We start from the raw sequence: 20,189 nt of genomic DNA on the forward strand, positions 1-20,189 counted from the left end.
GGTTGTTCTCGGTCTGAGCCAGGCTTTACTCTAGCTGATGGCCTTGTTCGTGCATCTCACCCCGGAGAAGAACGTCCGTGGGATCGTACGATCAGGCATCAAGAAGGGCGCGAATGGGGTTTTCTGCCTGCCGATTCTGCCTTCCTACGTGATCTCACACCAGTGGTTGCGAGAGCTGCGCCGAGGCACGAACCAGCACCCTTCGCTGACCACAGCAGTCGGTGGCTACCGCGAGGTGAGCGTCAACCGGCTGTCATCAGGCGGTATCACTCGCTCGGATGACCGCCAGGATCAGCCACCGTCACCAGAAATGTCGGACCCCGCCGCTACGGCTGCCGCATGACACCCATGCGGCAGCCGACCGTTTTCGTCACCGACTCCCCCGAACCGGATGACGTGGCGCTGATCTCGGACGGGCTCGACGAGTTCAACGTTCTCAAGGCGGGGATCAACGACCGCCGTGCTCTCGCCGTCCTCGTCAGGGATCCGGACACGCAGCGAGTGGTCGGCGGCCTGACCGGTCGTACTTCGTTGGGCTTGTTGTTCGTGGATCTGTTCTACCTGCCGTCCGAACTTCGCGGCGCTGGGCTTGGCAGTGAGATCCTGCGACAGGCTGAGGATGAGGGCCGCAGGCGTGGATGCCGCACCGCTGTGCTCTACACCATCAGTTTTCAGGCGCCTGAGTTCTATCAGCGAAACGGATGGCAGAAGTTCGGCGAGATCCCATCCAACCCTCCAGGTCCGAGCCGGGTGTTCATGACGAAGGACCTGACGGAGTTGCCTTGCCGAAGTGGAACGCGGGGATGACGTACCCGGACTTGAGGTAGCGCCTGTGTGCGTCGTGACGGTAGGTCGCGGAGTCCAGGTGCACCTGCTGGCAGCCCAGCCGCAACGCTTCCGAATCGACCCACTCCAACAGTGCGCTCGCGTGCCCCTGACCCCGCGCCTCAGGCCGCGTGCACAGGTCGTCGATGTACAGGAAGTGGCCCCACGCCAAGTTGTTCCCTGTACGGAAGCCCGCTACGGCCACCACTGCACCGGAAGCATCGAACGCGCCCACGAGGCGGTAGCCTTCCGTGCGCTGTTGGCGGACCCGTTCCACGAACTCGGCCGCGTTTTTCAGGTGTGGCCGGAGTTCCCGCATCGCGGGGTATGCGAGTTCGGTCGTGGAGTCGTCGAGTTCCTTCACGTTCATAGGGCCAGCCTCGCCCACGGAGTGGCATCGTCAAAGTGCCATCTATCCACCTTCTCAGAAGGCCACTTCACACTCCTGTCAAGCTCGGTGCCGGGGACCGCAAGTAGAACCACCACGTCACGGCAAGGCACACGGCGTATCCGGCCAGGAAAACCAGCAATGCCGAAATGATTGACCCGGTCTGTGTGATGGACATGCCGAAGCCGCGCGGAATGAGGAAACCGCCGAGCGCACCGATGGCGGACGCGAGACCGATCACCGCGGCGGCCTGGGTCTGTCCCCGCGCGACGAGGCCGCCCGCTTCGGCCAGGAAGATCGCGGGGATCATGCGGTAGGTCGAGCCGTTGCCGATTCCGCTCAACACGAACAAGGCCAGGAACGACACCAGGAATAGCGGGAACGACTTCGCGGCGAGACTCAGCAACACGCCTGTCGTCCCGCACCCCATGCCGAGGAACGTCCACGCGGTCACCTTCGCACCGCCCACTCTGTCCGCCATCCAGCCACCTACCGGCCGCGCCAGCGATCCGATCAGCGGGCCGAGAAACGACACGTACTGCCCGTCACCGGTGAACTGCGTGTTGATCAGCAGCGGGAACGCCGCCGAGTAGCCGATGAACGAACCGAACGTGCCGATGTAGAGAAACGACATCACCCACGTGTGTTTGCTGCGCAGTGCGGAAAGCTGCGTTCCGATTCTGGCCCGCACGACCGCCAGGTCATCCATGTACAGCCATGCGCAGATCGCCGCGGCCACCACCGGGATCACGTAGACAGTGGCCGCGTTCTGCAGGTACAACCCCGGTCGCTGCGCGGCGCCCAGCAGGGCGATGCCGATCACCAGTGGGATGACCACCTGCACCACCGCGACACCGATGTTGCCGCCCGCCGCGTTGATGCCCAACGCGGATCCCTTGTGCCGCTCGGGATAGAAGTAGGAAATGTTGGCCATGCTCGACGCGAAGTTGCCACCGCCGAGCCCGGCTGTCGCAGCGGCGAGCAGGAACATCCAGTACGGCGTGCCTGGCGTGGTCACGCAGTAGATCAGCAGCGCGAGAGGGATCAGCAGAACAACCGCGGTGACGACTGTCCACGTGCGACCGCCGAAGTACGCGACCGCTGCTGTGTAAGGCAGTCGCATGAAGGCACCGACCAGGTTGGGTACCGCGACGATCCAGAGGAGTTGATCCGCGCTGAACGGGAATCCAACGGCCGGGAGATGGACCGCGACGACACTCCACATCAGCCAGACCGAAAAGCCCAGATGCTGGGCGAAGATGGAAAAGATGAGGTTGCGCCGGGCGATCCGCCTGCCGGAACGCTCCCAGAACTGCGAGTCCTCCGGTTCCCAGTGGGTGATCCAGCGGTCACGCACGCCGACTCCCTTCGCGGCCGCGATAGAGGATGTACGGCCGGGTGAAGTAGCCGAGCGGCAGGCTGAAAGCGTGCACCAGCCGGGTGAATGGCCAGCATGCGATCAGCATCCACGCGGTCAGGGCATGCACCTTGAACCAGAGCGGCGCACCGGCGATCGCGTCGATGTCCGGCTGCAGCACGAAGATGGACCGGAACCACGGTGCCACCGTTGCGCGGTATTCGTGCCCGCCACCGAACAGCGTGATCCCCAACCCCAGGAGCATTGTGCTGGTGAGCAGCGTGTACATGACCGTGTCGCCGAACACGCGGCTGCGTGCCACTGCTCGCACGGTGAGCCGTCGATAGATCAGGATCGCCAGTCCGGCAAAGGCCGCGATGCCTGCCACGCCGCCAAGAACGAAGGCCGCGAGCTTGTAGAGCGCCACAGGCACACCGAGCGCCTCTGTCACGCTGGCTGGGACAAGAAGACCTGCGGCGTGGCCGAGCGCGGTGACCAGGATCCCGTAGTGGAACAACGGACTCCCCCAGCGCAACAAGCGTTGTTCATGCAACTGGCTGGATCGGGCTGTCCAGCCGAACTTGTCCGTGCGGTACCGCCACAAGTGCCCGAGGACGAACGTGGTGAGCGCGATGTACGGCAACACCACCCACAGCGCGGTGTTCATAGTCCCACCTGCTCAACAGGCGGTCCCTGCTCGGCGAGTCGCCGCGCGGCCAACGCATCGTGGGGACTGGCTGACGGCAGAGTCTCCCGCACAGCGAAAATGACATGGGCGTAAGGCGAACCCAGCCCGGACAGCGCACGATACAACAAGTCCAGTCCGCTGCGGTGCGCCACGAGCAGCTCGACAGCGTCCTTTGTGTACCCGGCCGCCGAGAACTCCAGCACCACCGCGAGGTGATCGGGCAATTCCTCGTCGGTGACCCGCAGGCCCGCAGCCTGATACGACCGCCGGAACCGCAGCAAAGCCTGGCCACGACGCCGGGTGTCGCCGTGCGTGTAGTACGTCAGATAGAGGCAGCACCGCCGCCGCAGGTCGAACGTCTCGACGTAGTGAGCAGCCACAGTGGACAACTCGGTCCCTGCCAAGTACGACAGAGTCAAGCCGAGCGGGTCGGCCAACCGATCCGGCAACGTCGCTGTGACGGCGCGCAAGGACGGGAGCATCCCGCGCATGTCCTCGTCGGGATAACTGAGCACGGTATCGGCAACGAAATGCGCCAGCTGCAAGGGCTTCATGTCGCGTCCCGTTCTCGGAACAATCCGGCTGGCCGGCTCTTACCGTCCCAGGTGAACAAATCAACCCGGCCGCTACCCATGCCGGGCCCACCGGCGACGTCGAGGGAGCAGCCCTCATCGTGGACGTCACTCGGCTCGGCATGGCCGCGTGGGATGACATACCGGTCTTCAGCCTTGGCGATGGCAAGCAGTCGGTACATGTCCCGCATCTGCGGGCCGGTCATCCCTACTGATACGGGTATCGACTCGTTCGCTGTCCCGCCAAGGGTGGTATCACGCATGTACGCACGCATCGCGGCCATGCGACACAGCACGTTCCGCACAGGCTCGGGATCGCCTGCGGTGAACAGTGACGCCAGATACTCGATCGGAATACGCAACGCGTCAACCGCGGCAAAGAGGTTCGCGGCGTCCTCGCCGTCGAACCCGGTGTCGCGCAACGCGTCCACCACTGGTGAGAGCGGCGGGATGTACCAGACCATCGGCAACGTCCGGTATTCCGGATGCAAGGGCAGGGCCAGCCCGAAGTCGAAGATCAGCTTGTGGACCGGGGATCGCTGTGCCGCTTCGATCCAGTCCGGCGAGATCCCGGACCGCGCCGCCGCGAGCCGCACCTCGTCATCAGCCGGGTCGAGCAAAACCTGTTTCTGCGCTTCGAACAGGGCGCGTTCGTCCGGTTCCGACGCCGCGGCGAGTACTCTGTCGGCGTCGTAGAGAACCACACCGATGTACCGCAACCGGCCGACACAGGTCTGCGCGCACACCGTCGGGATGCCCTGCTCGATCCGAGGGAAGCAGAACGTGCACTTCTCCGCCTTGCCGGTGCGGTGGTTGAGGAACACCTTCTTGTACGGGCATCCGGTGACGCACATCCGCCAGCTGCGGCACGTGTTCGAGTCCACAAGCACTATCCCGTCCTCGGCTCGTTTGTAGATCGCACCGGACGGGCAGGACGCGACGCACGACGGGTTGAGGCAGTGCTCGCAGATGCGGGGCAGGTAGAACATGAACGTCTGGGCGAACTCCAGCTTGATCCGCTCGGACATGGCTCGCAACACCGGATCGTGCACTGCGAGTTCCGGTCCGCCACCAAGGTTGTCGTCCCAGTTGGCGCTCCACGTGATCGTGGCAGGCTCGCCGTCGGTGAGTGACACCGGTCGTGCCGTGGGGATGTCGTCGCCGGAGGGTGCGGAGATCAGGTTCTGGTAGTCGTACGTCCAAGGCTCGTAGTAGTCGCGCAACGCCGGCAGCCGCGGGTTGGCGAAGATCCGCAACAGCCTGCGCAGCCGTCCGCCCGCCTTGAGGGTGAGGCGGCCACGCCGGTTGAGCGTCCACCCACCGCGCCATCGTCCCTGATCTTCGTACGTACGGGGAAATCCTTGGCCTGGACGAGTTTCGACGTTGTTGAACCAGGCGTACTCCGCGCCCGGCCGGTTCGTCCATGCCTGCTTGCACGTGACCGAACAGGTATGACAGCCAATGCATTTGTCGAGGTTCATCACCATTGCCATCTGCGCGAGGACTCTCATCAGTAGTCCACCTTCTGACGGCGCTTGCGGATCATGGTGACTTCGTCGCGTTGATTGCCGGTCGGCCCCAGATAGTTGAACGCGAAGGACAGTTGGGCGTACCCGCCGACGAGATGGCTGGGCTTGATTAGCAAGCGGGTCAACGAATTGTGCGCGCCGCCACGGCGACTGGTCGTCTCGCTGCGCGGCACACCGACCAACCGGTCCTGGGCGTGATACAGGAAGACTGTCCCCTCAGGCATCCGGTGTGACACGGTTGCCCTGGCGACCACCACCCCGTTGCGGTTGACCGCTTCCACCCAGTCGTTGTCACGCACCTCGATCTTGTCGGCGTCGGACGGGCTCATCCAGATCGTCGGTCCACCGCGTGACAGCGTCAGCATCAGCAGGTTGTCCTGGTACTCCGAATGGATCGACCACTTCGAGTGCGGGGTGAGGTACCGGACGGTGATCCCCAGTTCGCTGCGGGCGCCGATCTCCGGTTCGCCGAACAACAACGCCATGTCGAGTGGCGGCCGGTAGATCGGCAGTTGCTCGCCCATCTCGATCAGCCAGTCGTGGTCGAGGAAGAAGTGCTGCCGCCCGGTGAGCGTGTGCCACGGTTTGGCCCGCTCGACGTTCAGGGTGAACGGCGCGTACCGGCGCCCGCCTGCCTCGATTCCCGACCACTCCGGTGATGTGCCTACTTGCACCGGACCCGCCTGCGTGTCCGCGAACGTGATTCGTTGCTGGGCGCGGGTGTGCTCAACGAGATCGTCGAGTACGACACCAGTGCGCCGCTGAAGGTCCACGAAGCCCGCCGCCGCCAGCTTGCCGTTGGTGGTACCGGACATCGCGAGGATCGCCTCGCACATGTCTTTGTCCGTGGCCAACGAGGGCCGCCCGGCTGGTGTGAGTCCATTGTGGCGAGCCAGGTATTCTACTTCGTCGCTGAGGTCGTAGTTGACGCCCTTCGTGGTCGCACCGACCCGTTCGGCAAGCGGGCCGAGCGCGGCCATCCGATCCGCCACCGACGGATAGTCGCGCTCGACTACTACCAACCGCGGCATAGTCACGCCGGGCACCGCTGGGCATTCGCCTGCGTGCCAATCACGTGCGACACCGTGCGGGTTGGCGAGCTCATCAGGGGTGTCGTGCGTCAACGGCACGGCGACCAAGTCACGGCGCACTCCTAGATGATCTTTGGCCAGCTTGCTGAACGCGCGGCCGATGGCCGCAAAAGCTGCGAAGTCGGTGCGGGTCTGCCACGGCGGCGCGATCGCCGGGTTGAACGCGTGCACGTAGGGGTGCAGATCAGTGCTGGACAGGTCGTGTTTCTCGTACCAGGTCGCCGCGGGCAACACGATATCGGCGAACATTGTGCTGCTGGTCATTCGGAAGTCAAGGCAGAGCAACAGGTCCAGCTTGCCTTCGGGTGCGTTGTCGTGCCATACCACTTCCGTCGGCCTACCGTCCGGACCTACCTCATCAGCACGCACAGCAGCGTCTGCGCCTAGCAAGTGACGCAGGAAGTACTCGTGGCCCTTGCCGGACGACCCGATGAGGTTCGCCCGCCACACCGTCAGCACACGGGGCCAGTTCTCGGGTGCGTCGGGATCCTCCGCTGCGAAACGCAAGCGCCCTGCGATCAGTTCGTCGACGACGTGCCCGGCTGGATCGTCCGGCCGGGCCGCCAGTGCCTCGGCCGCCAAATCCAACGGGTTGCGGTTGAACGTCGGATACGACGGCATCCAGCCGGATCTGGCGGACCGCGCGATCAAGTCGGCCACAGTCTTGCCAGCGAATCGCTGCCCGCCGAGCGGGGACGCGAACGCGTCGGCGAAGAAACTGTCGTACCGCCATTGATCGGTTGCCAGATACCAGAACGGCGTACCGGCCATCTGCCGGGGCGGACGAGCCCAGTCAAGGCCGAACGCGAGCTGCGCCCAGCCGGTCAGCGGGCGGACCTTCTCCTGTCCGACGTAGTGCGCCCAGCCCCCGCCGTTCACCCCCTGGCATCCGGTGAGTAGCAGCAACGCGAGGAACGAACGGTAGATCGTGTCCGAGTGAAACCAGTGGTTGCAGCCCGATCCCATGACGATCATCGACCTGCCACCGGACTGCTCGGCGTTCGCGGCGAACTCCCGGGCGACGCGCTCGGCGGCTGCTGCGGGCACCGATGTGATCTGTTCCTGCCAACCGGGTGTGCACGGCTCGCTCGTGTCCGCATAGGACTGTGGCCACCGGCCGGGCAGACCTGGCCTTTTCACTCCGTACTGAGCCAGAACGAGATCGAACACCGTGGTCACCAAGTGCTCGCCGATCCGGCGCACGGGCACACCTCGACTCAGTACCGTGTCGGCGCCGTCAAACCGAGGCAGTTCCACACCCACTGACGGTCCATTGTAGAGCGTCAGGAGCGGCTTGGTGTCCCCGAGCTCGAGGTTCCATCGTCCGGTTGTGCCGTACCGGAAGCCCACCGAACCGTTGGGCACGACCGGTTCGCCGGTTCGCTCGTCCAGCACCACGGTCTTGAACGCGGCTTCGGCGTCGGCTTCCGACCCAGGCAGATCGGCCGCGGTAAGGAACTTGTCCGGCACGTAGGCGTTTCCGTGTTCTCGTAGCGTGATGAGGAACGGCAGGTCGGTGAAACGGGTGGCATAGTCGACAAACCGGGGCACGGTCCGCTGTACGAAGAACTCGCACAGGATCACGTGGCCCATCGCCATCGCGAGCGCGCCGTCCGTCCCGGGCTGGGCGGGCAACCACTCGTCACCCAGTTTGACCATGTCGGAGTAATCCGGCGACACCACGACGACCTTCTGGCCGCGGTAGCGTGCCTCGACCAGCCAATGCGCGTCGGGAGTACGGGTGACTGGAACGTTGGAGCCCCAGACCAGCAGATACCCTGCATCCCACCAGTCTGAGGACTCCGGTACATCGGTCTGATCACCGAACACCTGCGGCGAGGCGACCGGCAAGTCCGCGTACCAGTCGTAGAACGAGAGCATCGAGGCGCCGATCAACGAGAAGAACCGGCTGCCCGCGGCGTAGGACACCATTGACATCGCCGGAATGGGCGAGAACCCCGCGATCCGGTCCGGCCCGTAGCGTCGAATCGTGGACACATGGGCCGCCGCGACGATCTCGACGGCCTCGTCCCAACTCGTCCTCAGGAAACCGCCTTTTCCCCGCGCCCGCTGGTATGTGCGCCGGTCGGCGACGACCTTTTCCCACGCCGCCACGGGATCGCCGACGCTCGCTTTCGCGGCGCGGTATGCCTCAAGCAGGACCCCGCGCGCGTACGGGTAACGAATACGGGTCGGCGAATACGTGTACCACGAGAACGCTGCCCCTCGTGGACAACCTCGTGGCTCGTACTCCGGACGGTCCGGCCCGACCGACGGGTAGTCCGTCTGCTGTTCTTCCCAGGTGATCGTTCCGTCTTTGACGTAGATCTTCCACGAGCACGATCCCGTGCAGTTCACGCCATGTGTCGAGCGCACGACCGTGTCGTGGTGCATGCGCTGCCGTACTTCCGCGTCAGCTTCCCGGCCACCGGTCAAGTAGACCGACCGCAGATCGGCGGATGTCGGCGCTCGCCGGAGGTAGCGCCCGGCACGCACCAGCATTTCGGCGATCTGGCCATCCATTCCCGACTTGGTGGTTCGCCAGGGCATCTCAGCTCCCGCACGCTTGGGCCCGCTTGGACAACTCGGATCTGGCTATCGCGCCGAACGTCGACCGCGCGCGCCCTCCCGGCCCGACGGTTGCCCGTCTCGCCAGGGGCGGTCACTTCTTAAGCTGGACTGCTTCCAAATTGCCGTCAATGGACACGTTTGCCCTAAGACCGAAGCATTCCCCCTAGGTCACAGGTATTCATCCCGGAAAGCGGTACACCGCACGCGCCATGCCGATACGCTGACGGGCATGACGACACGCGGGCGGCTAGGGTTCTGGTTTCCGTTGGCGCTGCTGGGTTTTCTGACACTCGGCAATGCCGCGTTCATCCAGGACGGGTGGCGCCTGGACACGACCTTCTTCCCGAGTGACACGTCGACGGCCACGCTGTACGGCTTGGAAATGTCGCGGGCTTATGAACAGCGACTGTTGTCGGTGGGCTCTCAGGTAGGCCCCTCAGGCTGGTTGTCCACGCCCAATCTCGAATACTGGATCTTCGGGACAGCATTCGTCTTCCTTGCCGTGATCGCTTGGTACGCGCATGGATCGGGCCGAGTGCGACCGTTCGCCTTGGCCGCGGTGTGTGGCGTGGTGGCCGTTGTGGCGTTCTCGTGCATGATGTGGATCGCCGAGCGGGCGCCGGAAGCGGCGCCGACGGTCGCCGGTTCGCTGCTCGCGATCGGACTGTGCGCCGCTGCCTGGGTCTACTTCCAGTTGGGGCGCGGGAAGTCCGTTCTCACCGCGATCAGCGTGGTGACCGTAGCCGTCGGCGCGACGGGTCTGCTGGCCACATGGACGAGCTGCCGGGCCGACCAACTGCTCCTGGTCAGTGTGCTGGCTGTCCTGGCGTGGTGGGAACGCAGCCTGCTGGTCGCCGCACTCGCGGCCGTGCTCCTGGTCATCGGCGCCTTGTCCTTGTCCACAGTGGTCCAGATCGTCCTGGTTGCAGGGTTGCTGTTTGTGTGTGCTTTCGTGACCCTCGCCCGGAGAGGCGGCCAGGTTCAAGCCGAGTAACAGTTGCTTCTGGTGGGGAGGCTGCCCCGCGTGGCAGCCTCCCCATGCTGTCAGGGCTTCTCGAAGTGCTGGTAGTCGATCGGAGTCGTCCAGTAGCCGCCCCAGTCCCAGCCACGGCTTTCGAACGCGCGTACGGTCGAGTCGTCGGCGTGGATCATGCCGGGGTCGTTGCGGGTGCGGTCGACGTAAGGTGCCCCGTTGGGCGGGTATACGTTGCCGCGGGACGAGATGTACGGGTTCTGTACCGGGTTGATGTCGATTGCGCGGCCGTATGAGTGGTTCGACCACGCCGTGCCGCCGGTGATACTGCGGCAGTTGAAGGCTGAGGTGTTGTTGGCCTCCATGGATTTGTCGTCGTCCGCGTCGTACTTCTCCACTGTCTCCATGCGTTCGATCGGGTACCTGTTGAAGTACAGGTCCGCGAACGTCCAAGTGATCTCGGTGGCAACGGCCTTCGCCACGATCAGCTCGCCCCGATGGACTTTGCCGTCGAAACCGAGCACGCTGAGGTTGATCAGCCGCAGCTGGTCCGGCCCGACCGGACACTCCGGCCGCCAGCTCTTGCCCAGCCGCTCGGCCGTCACCGGACTGATCACCGCGACGTAGGGCGGAAGTCCGCTCTCCGCCGGCGCGTCCAGCCGGATGTGCTGCTCGGACGCAGTGGCCGTCGCCCCAGTGCCCAGCCCCACAGATGCCGCGACAACCACTGTCGATATGAGTTTCGCAATTCTCCCCATGCCTCCTACACGCCCGCTCGAGCACGCGAGGTTGGCAAGATCCGAGAATCTCCACTGTGGAAGGGGCCGGTTGGATCGGGCACATCCACCGATCGGTTGATTCCCGGTACACCGCGGTGGATGTCCCGGCTCAGCCGGCACGTCGATGTCCGGCCGCCGTCACGTCGGCAGGCTCAAGCCCATGTTGCTGAATCAAACCCAACGGTCGCTCGCGCCAGATCTCGCGCGCGGGACGATGCTCGTCCTGGTCGCGTTGGCCAACTCGACGTTCTACCTCTACGGCAGGCCTTACGGCCCGAGACAACATGTCTTCGAGCACGACATGCTCGACCGCGTCGTGAGCGTGCTCAACGTGACTTTGGTCGAGTTACGCGGATATCCGATGTTCGCGGCCATGTTCGCGTACGGCGTCGTGCAGATGCTCCGGCGCCTTCCGGACAACGACGGCAAAAAAGTCGTGCGGCGGCGACTCCGGTGGATGATCGCGTTCGGGTTCGTCCACGCCGTGCTGCTGTTCCCCGCTGACATCCTTGGCCTCTACGGGGTTCTGGGCTTCATTTTGCTGGCCTGCATGCGCGCCAAGGACCGGACGTTGCTGACTGTCGCCGCGTGGTGGCTCCTGGTCGTCGCCGTCGTCCAAGGCTTCGTCTACACCACGGCGTCGTACAGTGCCGATCGCGAGTTCTTCTGGTCTTTCGAGGTCGACGATCCCGTCACCGCGTTGCTCCTGCGCCCGCTGGAATGGGTGTTCACCCCGTTCGGCATTCTCGGTGTCGGCAGTGCCGCCTTGGTTGGCATCTGGGCGGCGCGGCGCGGTGTGCTAGCCGCGCCTGAGCAGCATCGCGCTTTGCTGACACGGGCTGCCGTCATCGGGCTCGCGTTGGCGGTGGTCGGTGGATTGCCGATGGGCCTTGTAGTCGGCCGGTTCTGGACGCCGACGTCCGAGGTGGTCATGTGGACGCTGTCAGCTCTGCACTCGGTCACCGGCGTGGCTGGCGGACTGGGTTACGCCGCGCTGATCGGTCTGTTCGTGACCAAGAAACGGAGCGGGCCGGTCGTCAGGGCCATCAGTGCGTGCGGGCAACGCTCGCTCAGCTGCTATCTGTTCCAGTCGGTGGTGTTCGTGGCGCTGCTGATGCCGTACACGCTGGGGTTGGGTGGCGTGCTGGGGTCAGCCGAGGTCGCGTTGGTCGCCATCGGCACGTGGCTGGTCTCTGTGCTGCTCGCCGACCAGTTGCGGCGGATGGGCAAGCGCGGCCCGGCGGAGGTTTTGTTGCGAAGCCTGACGTACCGGCGCTGAACTGAAAGGCTGGGCAGCGTGACGTCGGTGGAACAGCAACTGGAACGACGATGGAACCTGGCCTGGGCGCTCGCTCCGTACGCGTTGCTCGCCCTGGCGTGCGCCTTGTCGGTGGCGTTCGATCCGACCAGTTGGGGCCATCGACTGATCAGCTTGGCCATCGCGGCCGGGTTGGGGCTGTGGCACGGATGGTTCATCGTCGCGCATCCACAGTGGTGGGAACGCAGGATCGTGGCGATGCCGGTGTACTTCGTCGGCCTGCTGGTGTTCACGTCGGTGCTTGTATTGCGGAGCGACAGTTTCCAGCTGTTCGTGCCTATGTGTTACGTGCTCGCGTTCGTCGCCCTACCTGGGTGGTGGGCGTATGTCGGTGTGGTCCTCGCGAACACCCCGTGGTTCGTGCTCACTGGGCCCGACGTGCTCAATTTCGCCGTGGTCACGCCCTTCGCCGCGTTGCTCGGCTGGTCCATCCGCACGATGGAAAAGGAGGCGATCAGGCGACGGGAGACGAACAGCAGGCTCGTCGCCGTGGCCGCGGAGAACGCCAAGCTGCACGCACTGCTGCTGGAACGAGCCAAGGAAACCGGGATCGCGGAGGAACGTGCCCGGATGGCCCGCGAGATCCACGACACGGTCGCACAAGGGCTGACCGGGATCGTCACTCAACTGGAGGCCGCCGAGGCGCTGACTCCCGCAGGCCCGGCGCGTAGCCGACTCGACACGGCCCGGCAGCTGGCACGGACCAGCCTCGTCGAGGTCCGCAGGTCAATCGAAGCCCTGCGGCCCGGCCCGCTGCACGACACGCGGCTCAGCGACGCGGTGGAACAAGCCGTGGCAACGTGGCGTGCGCAGCACGACATCCCGGCGACGACGTTCACCATGACCGGAACGCCTCAGCCGATGCACGCCGAAGTCGAAGTCACGATCCTGCGCGCTGTGCAGGAAACACTGGCCAATGCGAGCAGGCACGCGAAGGCACAACGAGTCGACGTCACACTGTCGTACATGGAGGATGTGATCGTGCTCGACGTACGCGACGACGGAACCGGCTTCGACCCTCAGTCGGTCAACGGATTCGGGCTCACCGCGATGCGTCAACGCGTGCGCTCACTATCCGGCACAGTGGAGATCGAGTCCGCGCCCGGAACGGGAACGGCGGTCAGCGTCAGTGTGCCGATGATCGAGGTGGACCAATGACGCCGATACGTCTTGTGATTGTCGACGACCACCCCGTCGTGCGTGACGGCCTGCGCGGCATGCTCGGCACGCAACCCGACTTCGAGATCGTCAACGAGGCCGCGTCGGGTGCTGAAGCTTTGACCGTGGTCGAGGCAAGCCAGCCCGATGTCGTGCTGACGGACCTGCGTATGCCGGAGCCCAGCGGTGCCACGCTGATCCGCCTTCTGCGGGAACGCGTTCCCTCCGCCCGGGTATTGGTGTTGACCACGCACGACACGGACTCCGACGTGTTGCCCGCCGTCGAAGCCGGCGCGATCGGATACCTGCTCAAAGATGCGCCGCGGGAAGAGCTTTTCCGCGCTGTTCGGGCCGCGGCTCGCAACGAGAGCGTGCTTTCCCCTTCGGTGGCAGCGCTTCTGCTCAGTCGGGTCCGTCCACAAAAGCCACTGACTGCCGCGCAGCTGAGTGCCAGGGAGCGTGAGGTCCTCACGTTGATCGCGCAGGGCAAGACCAACCGGGAGGCCGCAGCCGCGCTGTACATCAGCGAGGCCACCGTGAAAACGCACCTGCTGCACATCTACGCCAAGCTTGAGGTACCCGACCGGGCCTCCGCGGTGGCCACGGCTTACCAGCGCGGCATCATCACCTGAGCTGGATCGGCAGCGTGAAATTTGCAGGACTGGCCGGCCAGCGAGGTCGACGACCCCGCTGGCGGCACGCTCAAGTCAGGCATCGTCGTGCTGAGGTACCGCGCACGTTGAGGCCTCGACCACCTTGGCCCGGTAGTCGTCCCACCACGCCTTGTCCACGGGTGGCATGAAGTCGTTGCCCTCCCGCAGACCCACGGATCCGTCGACGAGTTCCCGCACGATGTCGGCGTGTCCGGCATGCCGGTTCGCCTCGGCGATCACATGCACCAGAACACGATGCAGCGTGGGTTTGCTGTCCGGCCACCATTCCACGTTGCCGACGGTCTCCAGCGGGAGTTCCTCGATCGTGGTGTCCGCGTGGGCGCACGCGCGTTGGTAGACGCCGACGATGTACGAACGCGACTCGTCGGCCGTCGCCCACATGTCCATGTTCGGATCGGCGTCCCGCCGGAACCACGCCACTTCTTCGGGGAAGTGACGGTCGAAGGCGTAGCCGAAGTAGAGCAGTTCGACCGTCGTCAGATGTTTGACGAGACCGAGCAGGTTCGTGCCGGTCGGGGTGAGTGGGCGGCGGATGTCGTGGTCGGACAGTCCGTGCAGCTTCCAGACCATGACGTTCCGGATATCCCGCAGGTAGTGGTGCAGATCTTCTTTCATGCCCAGTGAGACGGCGGTCGTACGGCAGAATCGTCGGTTGTGAGCGAAGTTTTTCTTCAGCGAGCGCGGCAAGGCGATGACGAGGCGTTCACGCGCCTGGTCGAGCCGTTGCGCCGGGAGTTGCACGCGCACTGCTACCGCATGCTCGGCTCGACGCATGACGCGGACGACGCGCTGCAGGACACGCTCATCAAGGCTTGGCGCAAGCTCGGCTCGTTCGAGGGTCGTAGCTCGCTGCGGACGTGGCTGTACACCGTGGCCACCCGCACGTGCCTCGACATCGCCGAAACCCGGGGCAAACGGGCCATGCCGATGGATATCGGCCCGGCGAGTGAGCACACCGTGCTGGACCAAAGCGCGCTGGAGATCGCGTGGCTGGAGCCGTACCCGGATGCGCGTTACGAGCAGCGCGAGGGCGTCGAACTGGCGTTTGTCGCCGCGCTGCAGCACTTGCCGGGCAATCAGCGCGCCGCGTTGGTCCTCTTCGAGGTGCTGAAGTTCTCCGCGGCCGAGATCGCGGAGATCATGGACACGTCAACGGCTTCCGTGAATTCCGCGCTGGCGCGGGCACGCAAGATCATCGCGGAGAAGGCCCCATCCCGCACTGAGCAGCAAGGCGATGCGGCGTTGAAGGAGATTGTCGCCAAGTACTCGAGCGCCTTGGAGCGCGGGGACGCCGCCGCCCTGGTCGCGCTGCTGACCGAGGACGTCACGTGGTCCATGCCGCCGCTCCCGGCTTGGTACAGCGGCATCGACGCGGTCATGGGACACGCCATCAAGGTGCCGTTCACCTGCGGGTCGTGGCAGCACGTGGCGATCAGCGCCAACGGGCAGCCAGCCGTGGCCGGTTACCTCAACGGCCAGGCATGGTCGATCAACGTGTTCACGATGAGAGGTGACCGGATCGCCGAGATCACGTCGTTCATCGGGCCGGAGCACTTCCGGCAGTTCGAGTTGCCCGCGTCACTGCCCTGATCAGACGGCTGTAGGAAGCAAGCATCTCGTCACGGTCGAAGGTGCTCAGCGTGATCAGCAGCTCGTCGGCCTCGGGCAGCTGGTCCAGAGCCGCGATGACTTCGTCCTCGGTGCCGTAGATCTGGCCTTGCAGGCCACGCTCAACCCGCTCCCGTTCGCGCGGGCTCATGTCGATGCTCTCGACGGGCTGCAGGGGCGGGAAAACGCCGTGTGAGCGGGAGTACACCATGGACCACGCCTCGGGCAGCAGCAGCCGCTTGGCCTGCTCGGCGGTGTCCGCGACGGCGACATTCACCGCCAGGATCACGTACGGATCGCGTGACCGCTCCCGGTAACGGGCGACCGTCGGCTCGATCTTCGGGCCGCCCACCACCACGGGAAGGCCCAGGTCAGCGGCGATGTCAGCGCCCGCACCGGTCGCGAGAACGAAGGCAGGCACCCGAAGACCCTCCGCCGGGTACGCATGCACACCGTCATGACCGTCGGTGAAGTAGCCCAGCAGGTCCTTCACCTGGGCGCCGAAATCCTCCGCCGCGTCCTTGTCCCGGCCAAGAGCCCGCCGCACACCATCGGTGAACCCGACAGAACGCCCAAGACCCATATCGATACGACCGGGAAAAAGCGACTCAAGCACCCCGAACTGCTCAGCGACCACCAGCGCCTGGTGGTTGGGCAACATCACACCGCCCGTGCCAACCCGGATCGTCGACGTGGCCGCCGCGATCGCCGACGCGAGCACAGTCGGCGCCGACCCGGCCACACCGGGCACGCTGTGGTGCTCGGAAACCCAGAACCGGTGATACCCCAGCGCTTCGGCCTGTTGCGCGAACCGCACGGTGTCCCGCAACGCCTGCGCATTGCTCTTGCCCACCCGATTGCTCGAACGGTCCAGAATGGACAACTTGGCCGGTATCACACCAAGGTCAACGCGTCCGCGCCACGCGCATTCCCCAGCGTCGCGCACGCCACGTCACTCATTGTTCCGGCGAGCGCGATCGATGATCTCGTCGGACGTCAACGCACTACGTGGGTGATGTGTCAGGCACCAGGGGGTGCGTACCTTCTGAAAGGCGATGCCCTCGCCGGTCACATAGAACTCCGCAGCCGACAGCCGCCCGAGATCCGGCAGGTCCCGGCCCTTTGCCCGAGCCAAATCCCGTGCTGCCTCGATATGCGTCGGATGGTTCAAGCGTCCGAAGAACTGGGTCGTCGCGTTGCCGGATACCTGGTTGTGGATGGCTTTCGGCGCCTGAGTGGCAAGGATCAAGCCAAGGCCGAACTTCCTGGCCTGCTGCGCCAGCCTGATGCTGCTGGCTGTGCTGGGCGTCTTTCCGGTCGCCGGAGCCAGTTCTTGCGCCTCGTCCATCACCAGCAAACCGCCGAGCGGCCGGTCACCTGCGGGGTTGCGCTTGACCCAGCTGAACAGCTCCAGCTGAAGCTGGTTGACGAAGATCTGTTTTTGCTCGGGTGCTGCCAGTGCTTCGAGGTTGATCACCGACACGCGGGCACGCTTGCCCGCCGCGGGTGTGAACAGAACTCCCGGATCGATCTTGTCGATCTTGTCGTCCAGCAGGGGGTCGTTCACCATCTCGGCGCGCAGGCTCTGCGCCAATGGTGCGGCAATGCTGGCAGCACCTGTCAGATTGCTCACGCCTTCAGGCAGATCGGTAAGGATGTTGATCAATCCGGTCATGCTCCGGCCGCCGCAGCGTGCGTAGTGCTCGATCGCCTGCGTCAGCACAGCTTTGCCCCATTTGGCTTTGTCTGTATTGCCGTCGACCCGCGCTCTCGGTGCGAGCGCGGCCGCTGCCTCCCGCACTGCGAATTCAAACTCATCCGCATTGTCGAGCACGCTGGCGAAATCCGGCAACGGTTCGAACGCAAGCGGCCGTCCACCTGGACGACCTGGCGTCCACACCACCACATCGGTGTCACGCAAGTACTCGTCTGCCTTGTCTTTGTCCTCGGCCACAGGCAACTCGGGCCACGCGTCACCAAGCCTGGCGAGGTCACTGTTCGGATCGAGCACGATCGACGAGACGCCAAGCAGCGCACACTCCTCGACAAGCCGCCGGATGAGCACGGTCTTACCGGAACCCGATCCGGCGAAGATCACGACGTGCTTGCGCAGCGACTCAAGCGGAACACTCACCGACGACTGGTCGGCAAGTAGCCGGCCAACCGGCACTCGCGCCGCACCATCAGAGTCGTCCGCGGGCTGAGTCGATCTGACCGGTTCGGCGTCCTCGATCAACGCTTCGACGTCCACCGGAAGGACCGCGGAGAACAACTCCGTTCTGCTTGCGGGTCGTTGAGCGATCAGCCAGTCGGACAGGCCCGGTTTCGCCTCGCTCAGCATTTGTCGCAGGGCGTGGAACGTTCTCAAGTCGTCCTCGGTGATCGGCACCGACGCGCCGCCGGTCTTCTCGACATTGGACAGCAACCGCCGGGTCTCCTGTCCGCGGGACCAATCGATGTTTCGGATCAGGATCAATGCCCGGCCAGGGACGCCGAGGTTGATACCGGCCGCGTCGCAGGCCTTGTCAAGCCTGGGGAATGCTCCTTGCGCACGGGGGTGTGCGATGGCCCGGAACGACCAGTGGGCCTGATCATCGGTCTCCTTGTCCAGGATGAGGCGCAGCCGCGCGTGTAAGGGTGGCTTCGCGCCCGGTGCTGGATCCACCGACCAGGATTGCCCTGGTCCACGCTCGGTAACCCAGGCCGTCAGCCCCGCGAAGAGCAGCGCCGGCATCACCCGGTTCTCCAGATCTGGGTTCAGCGGCGCCAGAATGTCAGCGTCCTGCTTCAACTTGGCGAACCGGGTATCGAACAGTTCGTAGTCGACATCCGGCGTTGGTGCAGGCAGCGTGACGGACTCTTCGCCGAAACTTTCGGCGAAGCTCGTCAGCTCAGTCACCTTTCCGCGTTGGACACAGGTCTGGGCATGCTGGGAGATGCTGGTCAGCACCTGCCGAGGTGTATAGGCCTTGACATCGTCGAAAGCAGAAGGGGCCACCGGCCACGTTGGATGTGGAGGGGTGAAACCGATCCGCTCATACGCTTGCCCCAGCCGCGCGGTCACCAACTCCCTGCCCAGTTCGACGTCTGTGATCCTGGACAATTCGGGGGCCAGCGTGAATCGATCAGGGACCGACGCGGTGGCCGTCGTCTCGATGAGAGTCCATGACTGTGGCAGACATGCAACGATCGTCAGTGTCCGCCTGGTCACCTCACGTAGATGCATCAGACCGTCCGCGATCTCCGCGATCTGCCTGTCAACCACCCCCGCGACAGCCGATTTTTGAGCCAGCGTCACCAGGGTGTCGATCTGGTCGATAGCGACGACGCTGGGCCCGGTGAGGCCAAGCAGCTTGGACACGTCGGACACCACCCGGCGTGCCTCATGTGGCTTTGCCCGAAAGCCCCAACGGCGACGGTCTTCCTCTCGCATTTCACCCGACGACGTCAGGTAGTCATACCCGACATTCGCTTCCCGCACATCGACAGACGCTGCCAACGCCAGAGCACGCGCCGCATCTTGGCATTCCATCGCGACTTGCCGGTTGAGCCCTCGCAATGAGCCAACGAATTCATCGAGTCCGCCCGGTGTCAACGGTGCATTGCCGATGATCGCATCGGTCAGCGACGGCAGAACACCCGCAGCAGTACAGAGCCTGCGTAGGAAGGTGGACAGTTGGCTCAACCCGTCTTCGCCGTCGCGACCCAGCCCCTGCAACAGCGCTTCCGAGGCATTTGCCCAAAATCCACTGCCATCACCCAGATTGCTCAGGAAGAAGTAGCCGCCTTCGCGTGCCATCTGTTGGCGTACCCAGCCGAGTATGTGTGTCTTACCCGCGCCGGCGCGGCCGCTCAGCACGACACCGATCGGGCTAGGCCCGTTGCTTCGGCTTGCATCCCTGACCCGGTCCATCACCATCTGTTGGGCAGCCCTGTGCAGACCTCGTACGTGGGCCTGACCTGAATGCCAAACGTCCTCTTCGGTCAGAGGCGCCTCGAACCGCAGTTGTGCCAAAGCCTTGTGCTCGTCCATGGTCACGCTCGACCGATCGCCAGCATGTGATTGTCCTCGTTGCCGATCCGCACTGCGGCAGCCCGGTCCTCCGCGGTTAGATTCTTCTGATCAGCATCAGGAATGATCGTGACGTCAGCGGTTCCATCCATGTGCCGCAACACATCATCGACCGCGTCGCGAGGTGCGTTGCCAAGCAAGGGACGAAGGTCCTTGAGACGCACCCATGCCTTGGGACGGTCAGCCAACCGCTCGTACGCGCGGCGAATACGGTCCTCCAGATCGGGAATCTGGTTCTCTGACTTGAACAAGTCACTGAGCGCGAGGCCTTCACGATCTAGGTAGCGGTTCACGCCGGCGAGCACCGCGTAGAGAGCCGCACCCACTGATCCCGCGCGAGCCGGAATCTCCGCAGAAAGCTCGTCAGAGCACCATTTCCAACCGCGCTCGGTCAGCTCGTGGCGATAGGGCGTGGTGTTCTCGTTGCTCACCATGAGGCCCGCTTTGTTGAGCGCGACGCGGTGCGGCTTGGTCATCGTCAGGTTCCAGCGCTGTTTGAGCTCGGTATTGGAGACTTCCCGCGCCTCCGCCATCAACGCGAGCAAGATCGCTCGGTGCGGAAGCCCCAGTTTCGGTTCGGACATGC

General features: G+C 64.6%; 18 protein-coding genes. 7 read left to right on the forward strand and 11 right to left on the reverse strand.

Translation table 11 applies throughout. The features are described from left to right. The first annotated feature begins 37 nt into the window (after positions 1 to 37). Both B9C43_RS19835 and B9C43_RS19840 read left to right on the forward strand, forming a co-directional pair. Complete coding sequence (locus tag B9C43_RS19835; protein WP_084428436.1) at positions 38 to 343, forward strand: hypothetical protein; 306 nt, start codon at positions 38 to 40, stop codon at positions 341 to 343. Further along, on the forward strand, positions 340 to 807 hold the full coding sequence (locus tag B9C43_RS19840; protein ID WP_200825616.1) for a GNAT family N-acetyltransferase: 468 nt from the start codon (positions 340 to 342) through the stop codon (positions 805 to 807). Before B9C43_RS19835 ends, B9C43_RS19840 begins: the two co-directional genes overlap by 4 nt. Here B9C43_RS19840 and B9C43_RS19845 read toward each other — a convergent pair. From B9C43_RS19845 to B9C43_RS19870, 6 genes are all read right to left on the reverse strand, one after another. Then, entirely contained in the window at positions 755 to 1,195 is a 441-nt protein-coding gene (locus B9C43_RS19845) for a GNAT family N-acetyltransferase (protein WP_084428438.1), read from the reverse strand. The genes B9C43_RS19840 and B9C43_RS19845 overlap by 53 nt on opposite strands. A 67-nt stretch (positions 1,196 to 1,262) precedes the next feature. Beyond that, the gene (locus tag B9C43_RS19850; RefSeq protein ID WP_084428439.1) at positions 1,263 to 2,570 is read right to left on the reverse strand and encodes an MFS transporter; all 1,308 of its coding nucleotides are present in this window, start codon (positions 2,568 to 2,570) and stop codon (positions 1,263 to 1,265) included. Beyond that, positions 2,563 to 3,237 carry a respiratory nitrate reductase subunit gamma gene (gene narI / locus B9C43_RS19855; protein WP_084428440.1) on the reverse strand — a complete coding sequence of 225 codons (675 nt, stop codon included), beginning with the start codon at positions 3,235 to 3,237 and terminating at the stop codon, positions 2,563 to 2,565. The genes B9C43_RS19850 and narI overlap by 8 nt, the downstream gene beginning before the upstream one ends. Beyond that, on the reverse strand, positions 3,234 to 3,812 hold the full coding sequence (gene narJ / locus B9C43_RS19860) for a nitrate reductase molybdenum cofactor assembly chaperone (protein WP_084428441.1): 579 nt from the start codon (positions 3,810 to 3,812) through the stop codon (positions 3,234 to 3,236). The genes narI and narJ overlap by 4 nt, the downstream gene beginning before the upstream one ends. Further along, the gene (gene narH / locus B9C43_RS19865) at positions 3,809 to 5,341 is read right to left on the reverse strand and encodes a nitrate reductase subunit beta (RefSeq protein ID WP_084428442.1); all 1,533 of its coding nucleotides are present in this window, start codon (positions 5,339 to 5,341) and stop codon (positions 3,809 to 3,811) included. The genes narJ and narH overlap by 4 nt, the downstream gene beginning before the upstream one ends. Beyond that, on the reverse strand, positions 5,341 to 9,000 hold the full coding sequence (locus B9C43_RS19870) for a nitrate reductase subunit alpha (protein WP_084428443.1): 3,660 nt from the start codon (positions 8,998 to 9,000) through the stop codon (positions 5,341 to 5,343). Before B9C43_RS19870 ends, narH begins: the two co-directional genes overlap by 1 nt. Positions 9,001 to 9,250: 250 nt before the next feature. Here B9C43_RS19870 and B9C43_RS19875 point away from each other — a divergent pair, with 250 nt between their 5' ends. Continuing rightward, entirely contained in the window at positions 9,251 to 10,015 is a 765-nt protein-coding gene (locus B9C43_RS19875) for a hypothetical protein (RefSeq protein ID WP_143446462.1), read from the forward strand. A 50-nt stretch (positions 10,016 to 10,065) separates the two neighbouring features. Here the strand turns inward: B9C43_RS19875 and B9C43_RS19880 are convergent, their stop codons facing one another. Beyond that, positions 10,066 to 10,752, reverse strand: coding sequence for a M15 family metallopeptidase (locus B9C43_RS19880; RefSeq protein ID WP_084428445.1), 687 nt, complete (start codon positions 10,750 to 10,752; stop codon positions 10,066 to 10,068). Between the two features lie 181 nt (positions 10,753 to 10,933). Here B9C43_RS19880 and B9C43_RS19885 point away from each other — a divergent pair, with 181 nt between their 5' ends. From B9C43_RS19885 to B9C43_RS19895, 3 genes are read left to right on the forward strand one after another with little or no spacing between them, the layout of a single operon-like run. Then, on the forward strand, positions 10,934 to 12,052 hold the full coding sequence (locus B9C43_RS19885; RefSeq protein WP_033390750.1) for a DUF418 domain-containing protein: 1,119 nt from the start codon (positions 10,934 to 10,936) through the stop codon (positions 12,050 to 12,052). Positions 12,053 to 12,070: 18 nt separating this feature from the next. Continuing rightward, positions 12,071 to 13,249, forward strand: coding sequence for a sensor histidine kinase (locus B9C43_RS19890; protein ID WP_084428446.1), 1,179 nt, complete (start codon positions 12,071 to 12,073; stop codon positions 13,247 to 13,249). Further along, entirely contained in the window at positions 13,246 to 13,881 is a 636-nt protein-coding gene (locus B9C43_RS19895) for a response regulator (RefSeq protein ID WP_033390744.1), read from the forward strand. The genes B9C43_RS19890 and B9C43_RS19895 overlap by 4 nt, the downstream gene beginning before the upstream one ends. A gap of 75 nt (positions 13,882 to 13,956) precedes the next feature. Here B9C43_RS19895 and B9C43_RS19900 read toward each other — a convergent pair whose 3' ends face one another. Then, positions 13,957 to 14,538, reverse strand: a complete 582-nt coding sequence (locus tag B9C43_RS19900; protein WP_084428447.1) for a DinB family protein — start codon at positions 14,536 to 14,538, stop codon at positions 13,957 to 13,959. Between the two features lie 39 nt (positions 14,539 to 14,577). On the opposite strand from B9C43_RS19900, the gene B9C43_RS19905 reads away from it, so the two are divergent. Next, positions 14,578 to 15,513: a sigma-70 family RNA polymerase sigma factor gene (locus tag B9C43_RS19905; protein WP_084428448.1), complete on the forward strand. Its 936-nt coding sequence runs from the start codon at positions 14,578 to 14,580 to the stop codon at positions 15,511 to 15,513. Here B9C43_RS19905 and B9C43_RS19910 read toward each other — a convergent pair. From B9C43_RS19910 to B9C43_RS19920, 3 genes are read right to left on the reverse strand one after another with little or no spacing between them, the layout of a single operon-like run. Next, positions 15,461 to 16,477, reverse strand: coding sequence for an MsnO8 family LLM class oxidoreductase (locus B9C43_RS19910; RefSeq protein ID WP_143446463.1), 1,017 nt, complete (start codon positions 16,475 to 16,477; stop codon positions 15,461 to 15,463). The two genes, B9C43_RS19905 and B9C43_RS19910, sit on opposite strands and share 53 nt — an antisense overlap. Positions 16,478 to 16,483: 6 nt before the next feature. Beyond that, complete coding sequence (locus B9C43_RS19915; protein ID WP_084428450.1) at positions 16,484 to 19,564, reverse strand: ATP-binding protein; 3,081 nt, start codon at positions 19,562 to 19,564, stop codon at positions 16,484 to 16,486. A 2-nt stretch (positions 19,565 to 19,566) separates the two neighbouring features. Beyond that, positions 19,567 to 20,187, reverse strand: a complete 621-nt coding sequence (locus B9C43_RS19920) for a hypothetical protein (RefSeq protein ID WP_084428451.1) — start codon at positions 20,185 to 20,187, stop codon at positions 19,567 to 19,569. Between the last annotated feature and the right edge of the window lie 2 nt (positions 20,188 to 20,189).

The sequence above is a fragment of the Kibdelosporangium aridum genome (assembly GCF_900176515.1).
In the GTDB taxonomy this organism is placed as follows: Bacteria; Actinomycetota; Actinomycetes; order Mycobacteriales; family Pseudonocardiaceae; genus Kibdelosporangium; species Kibdelosporangium aridum.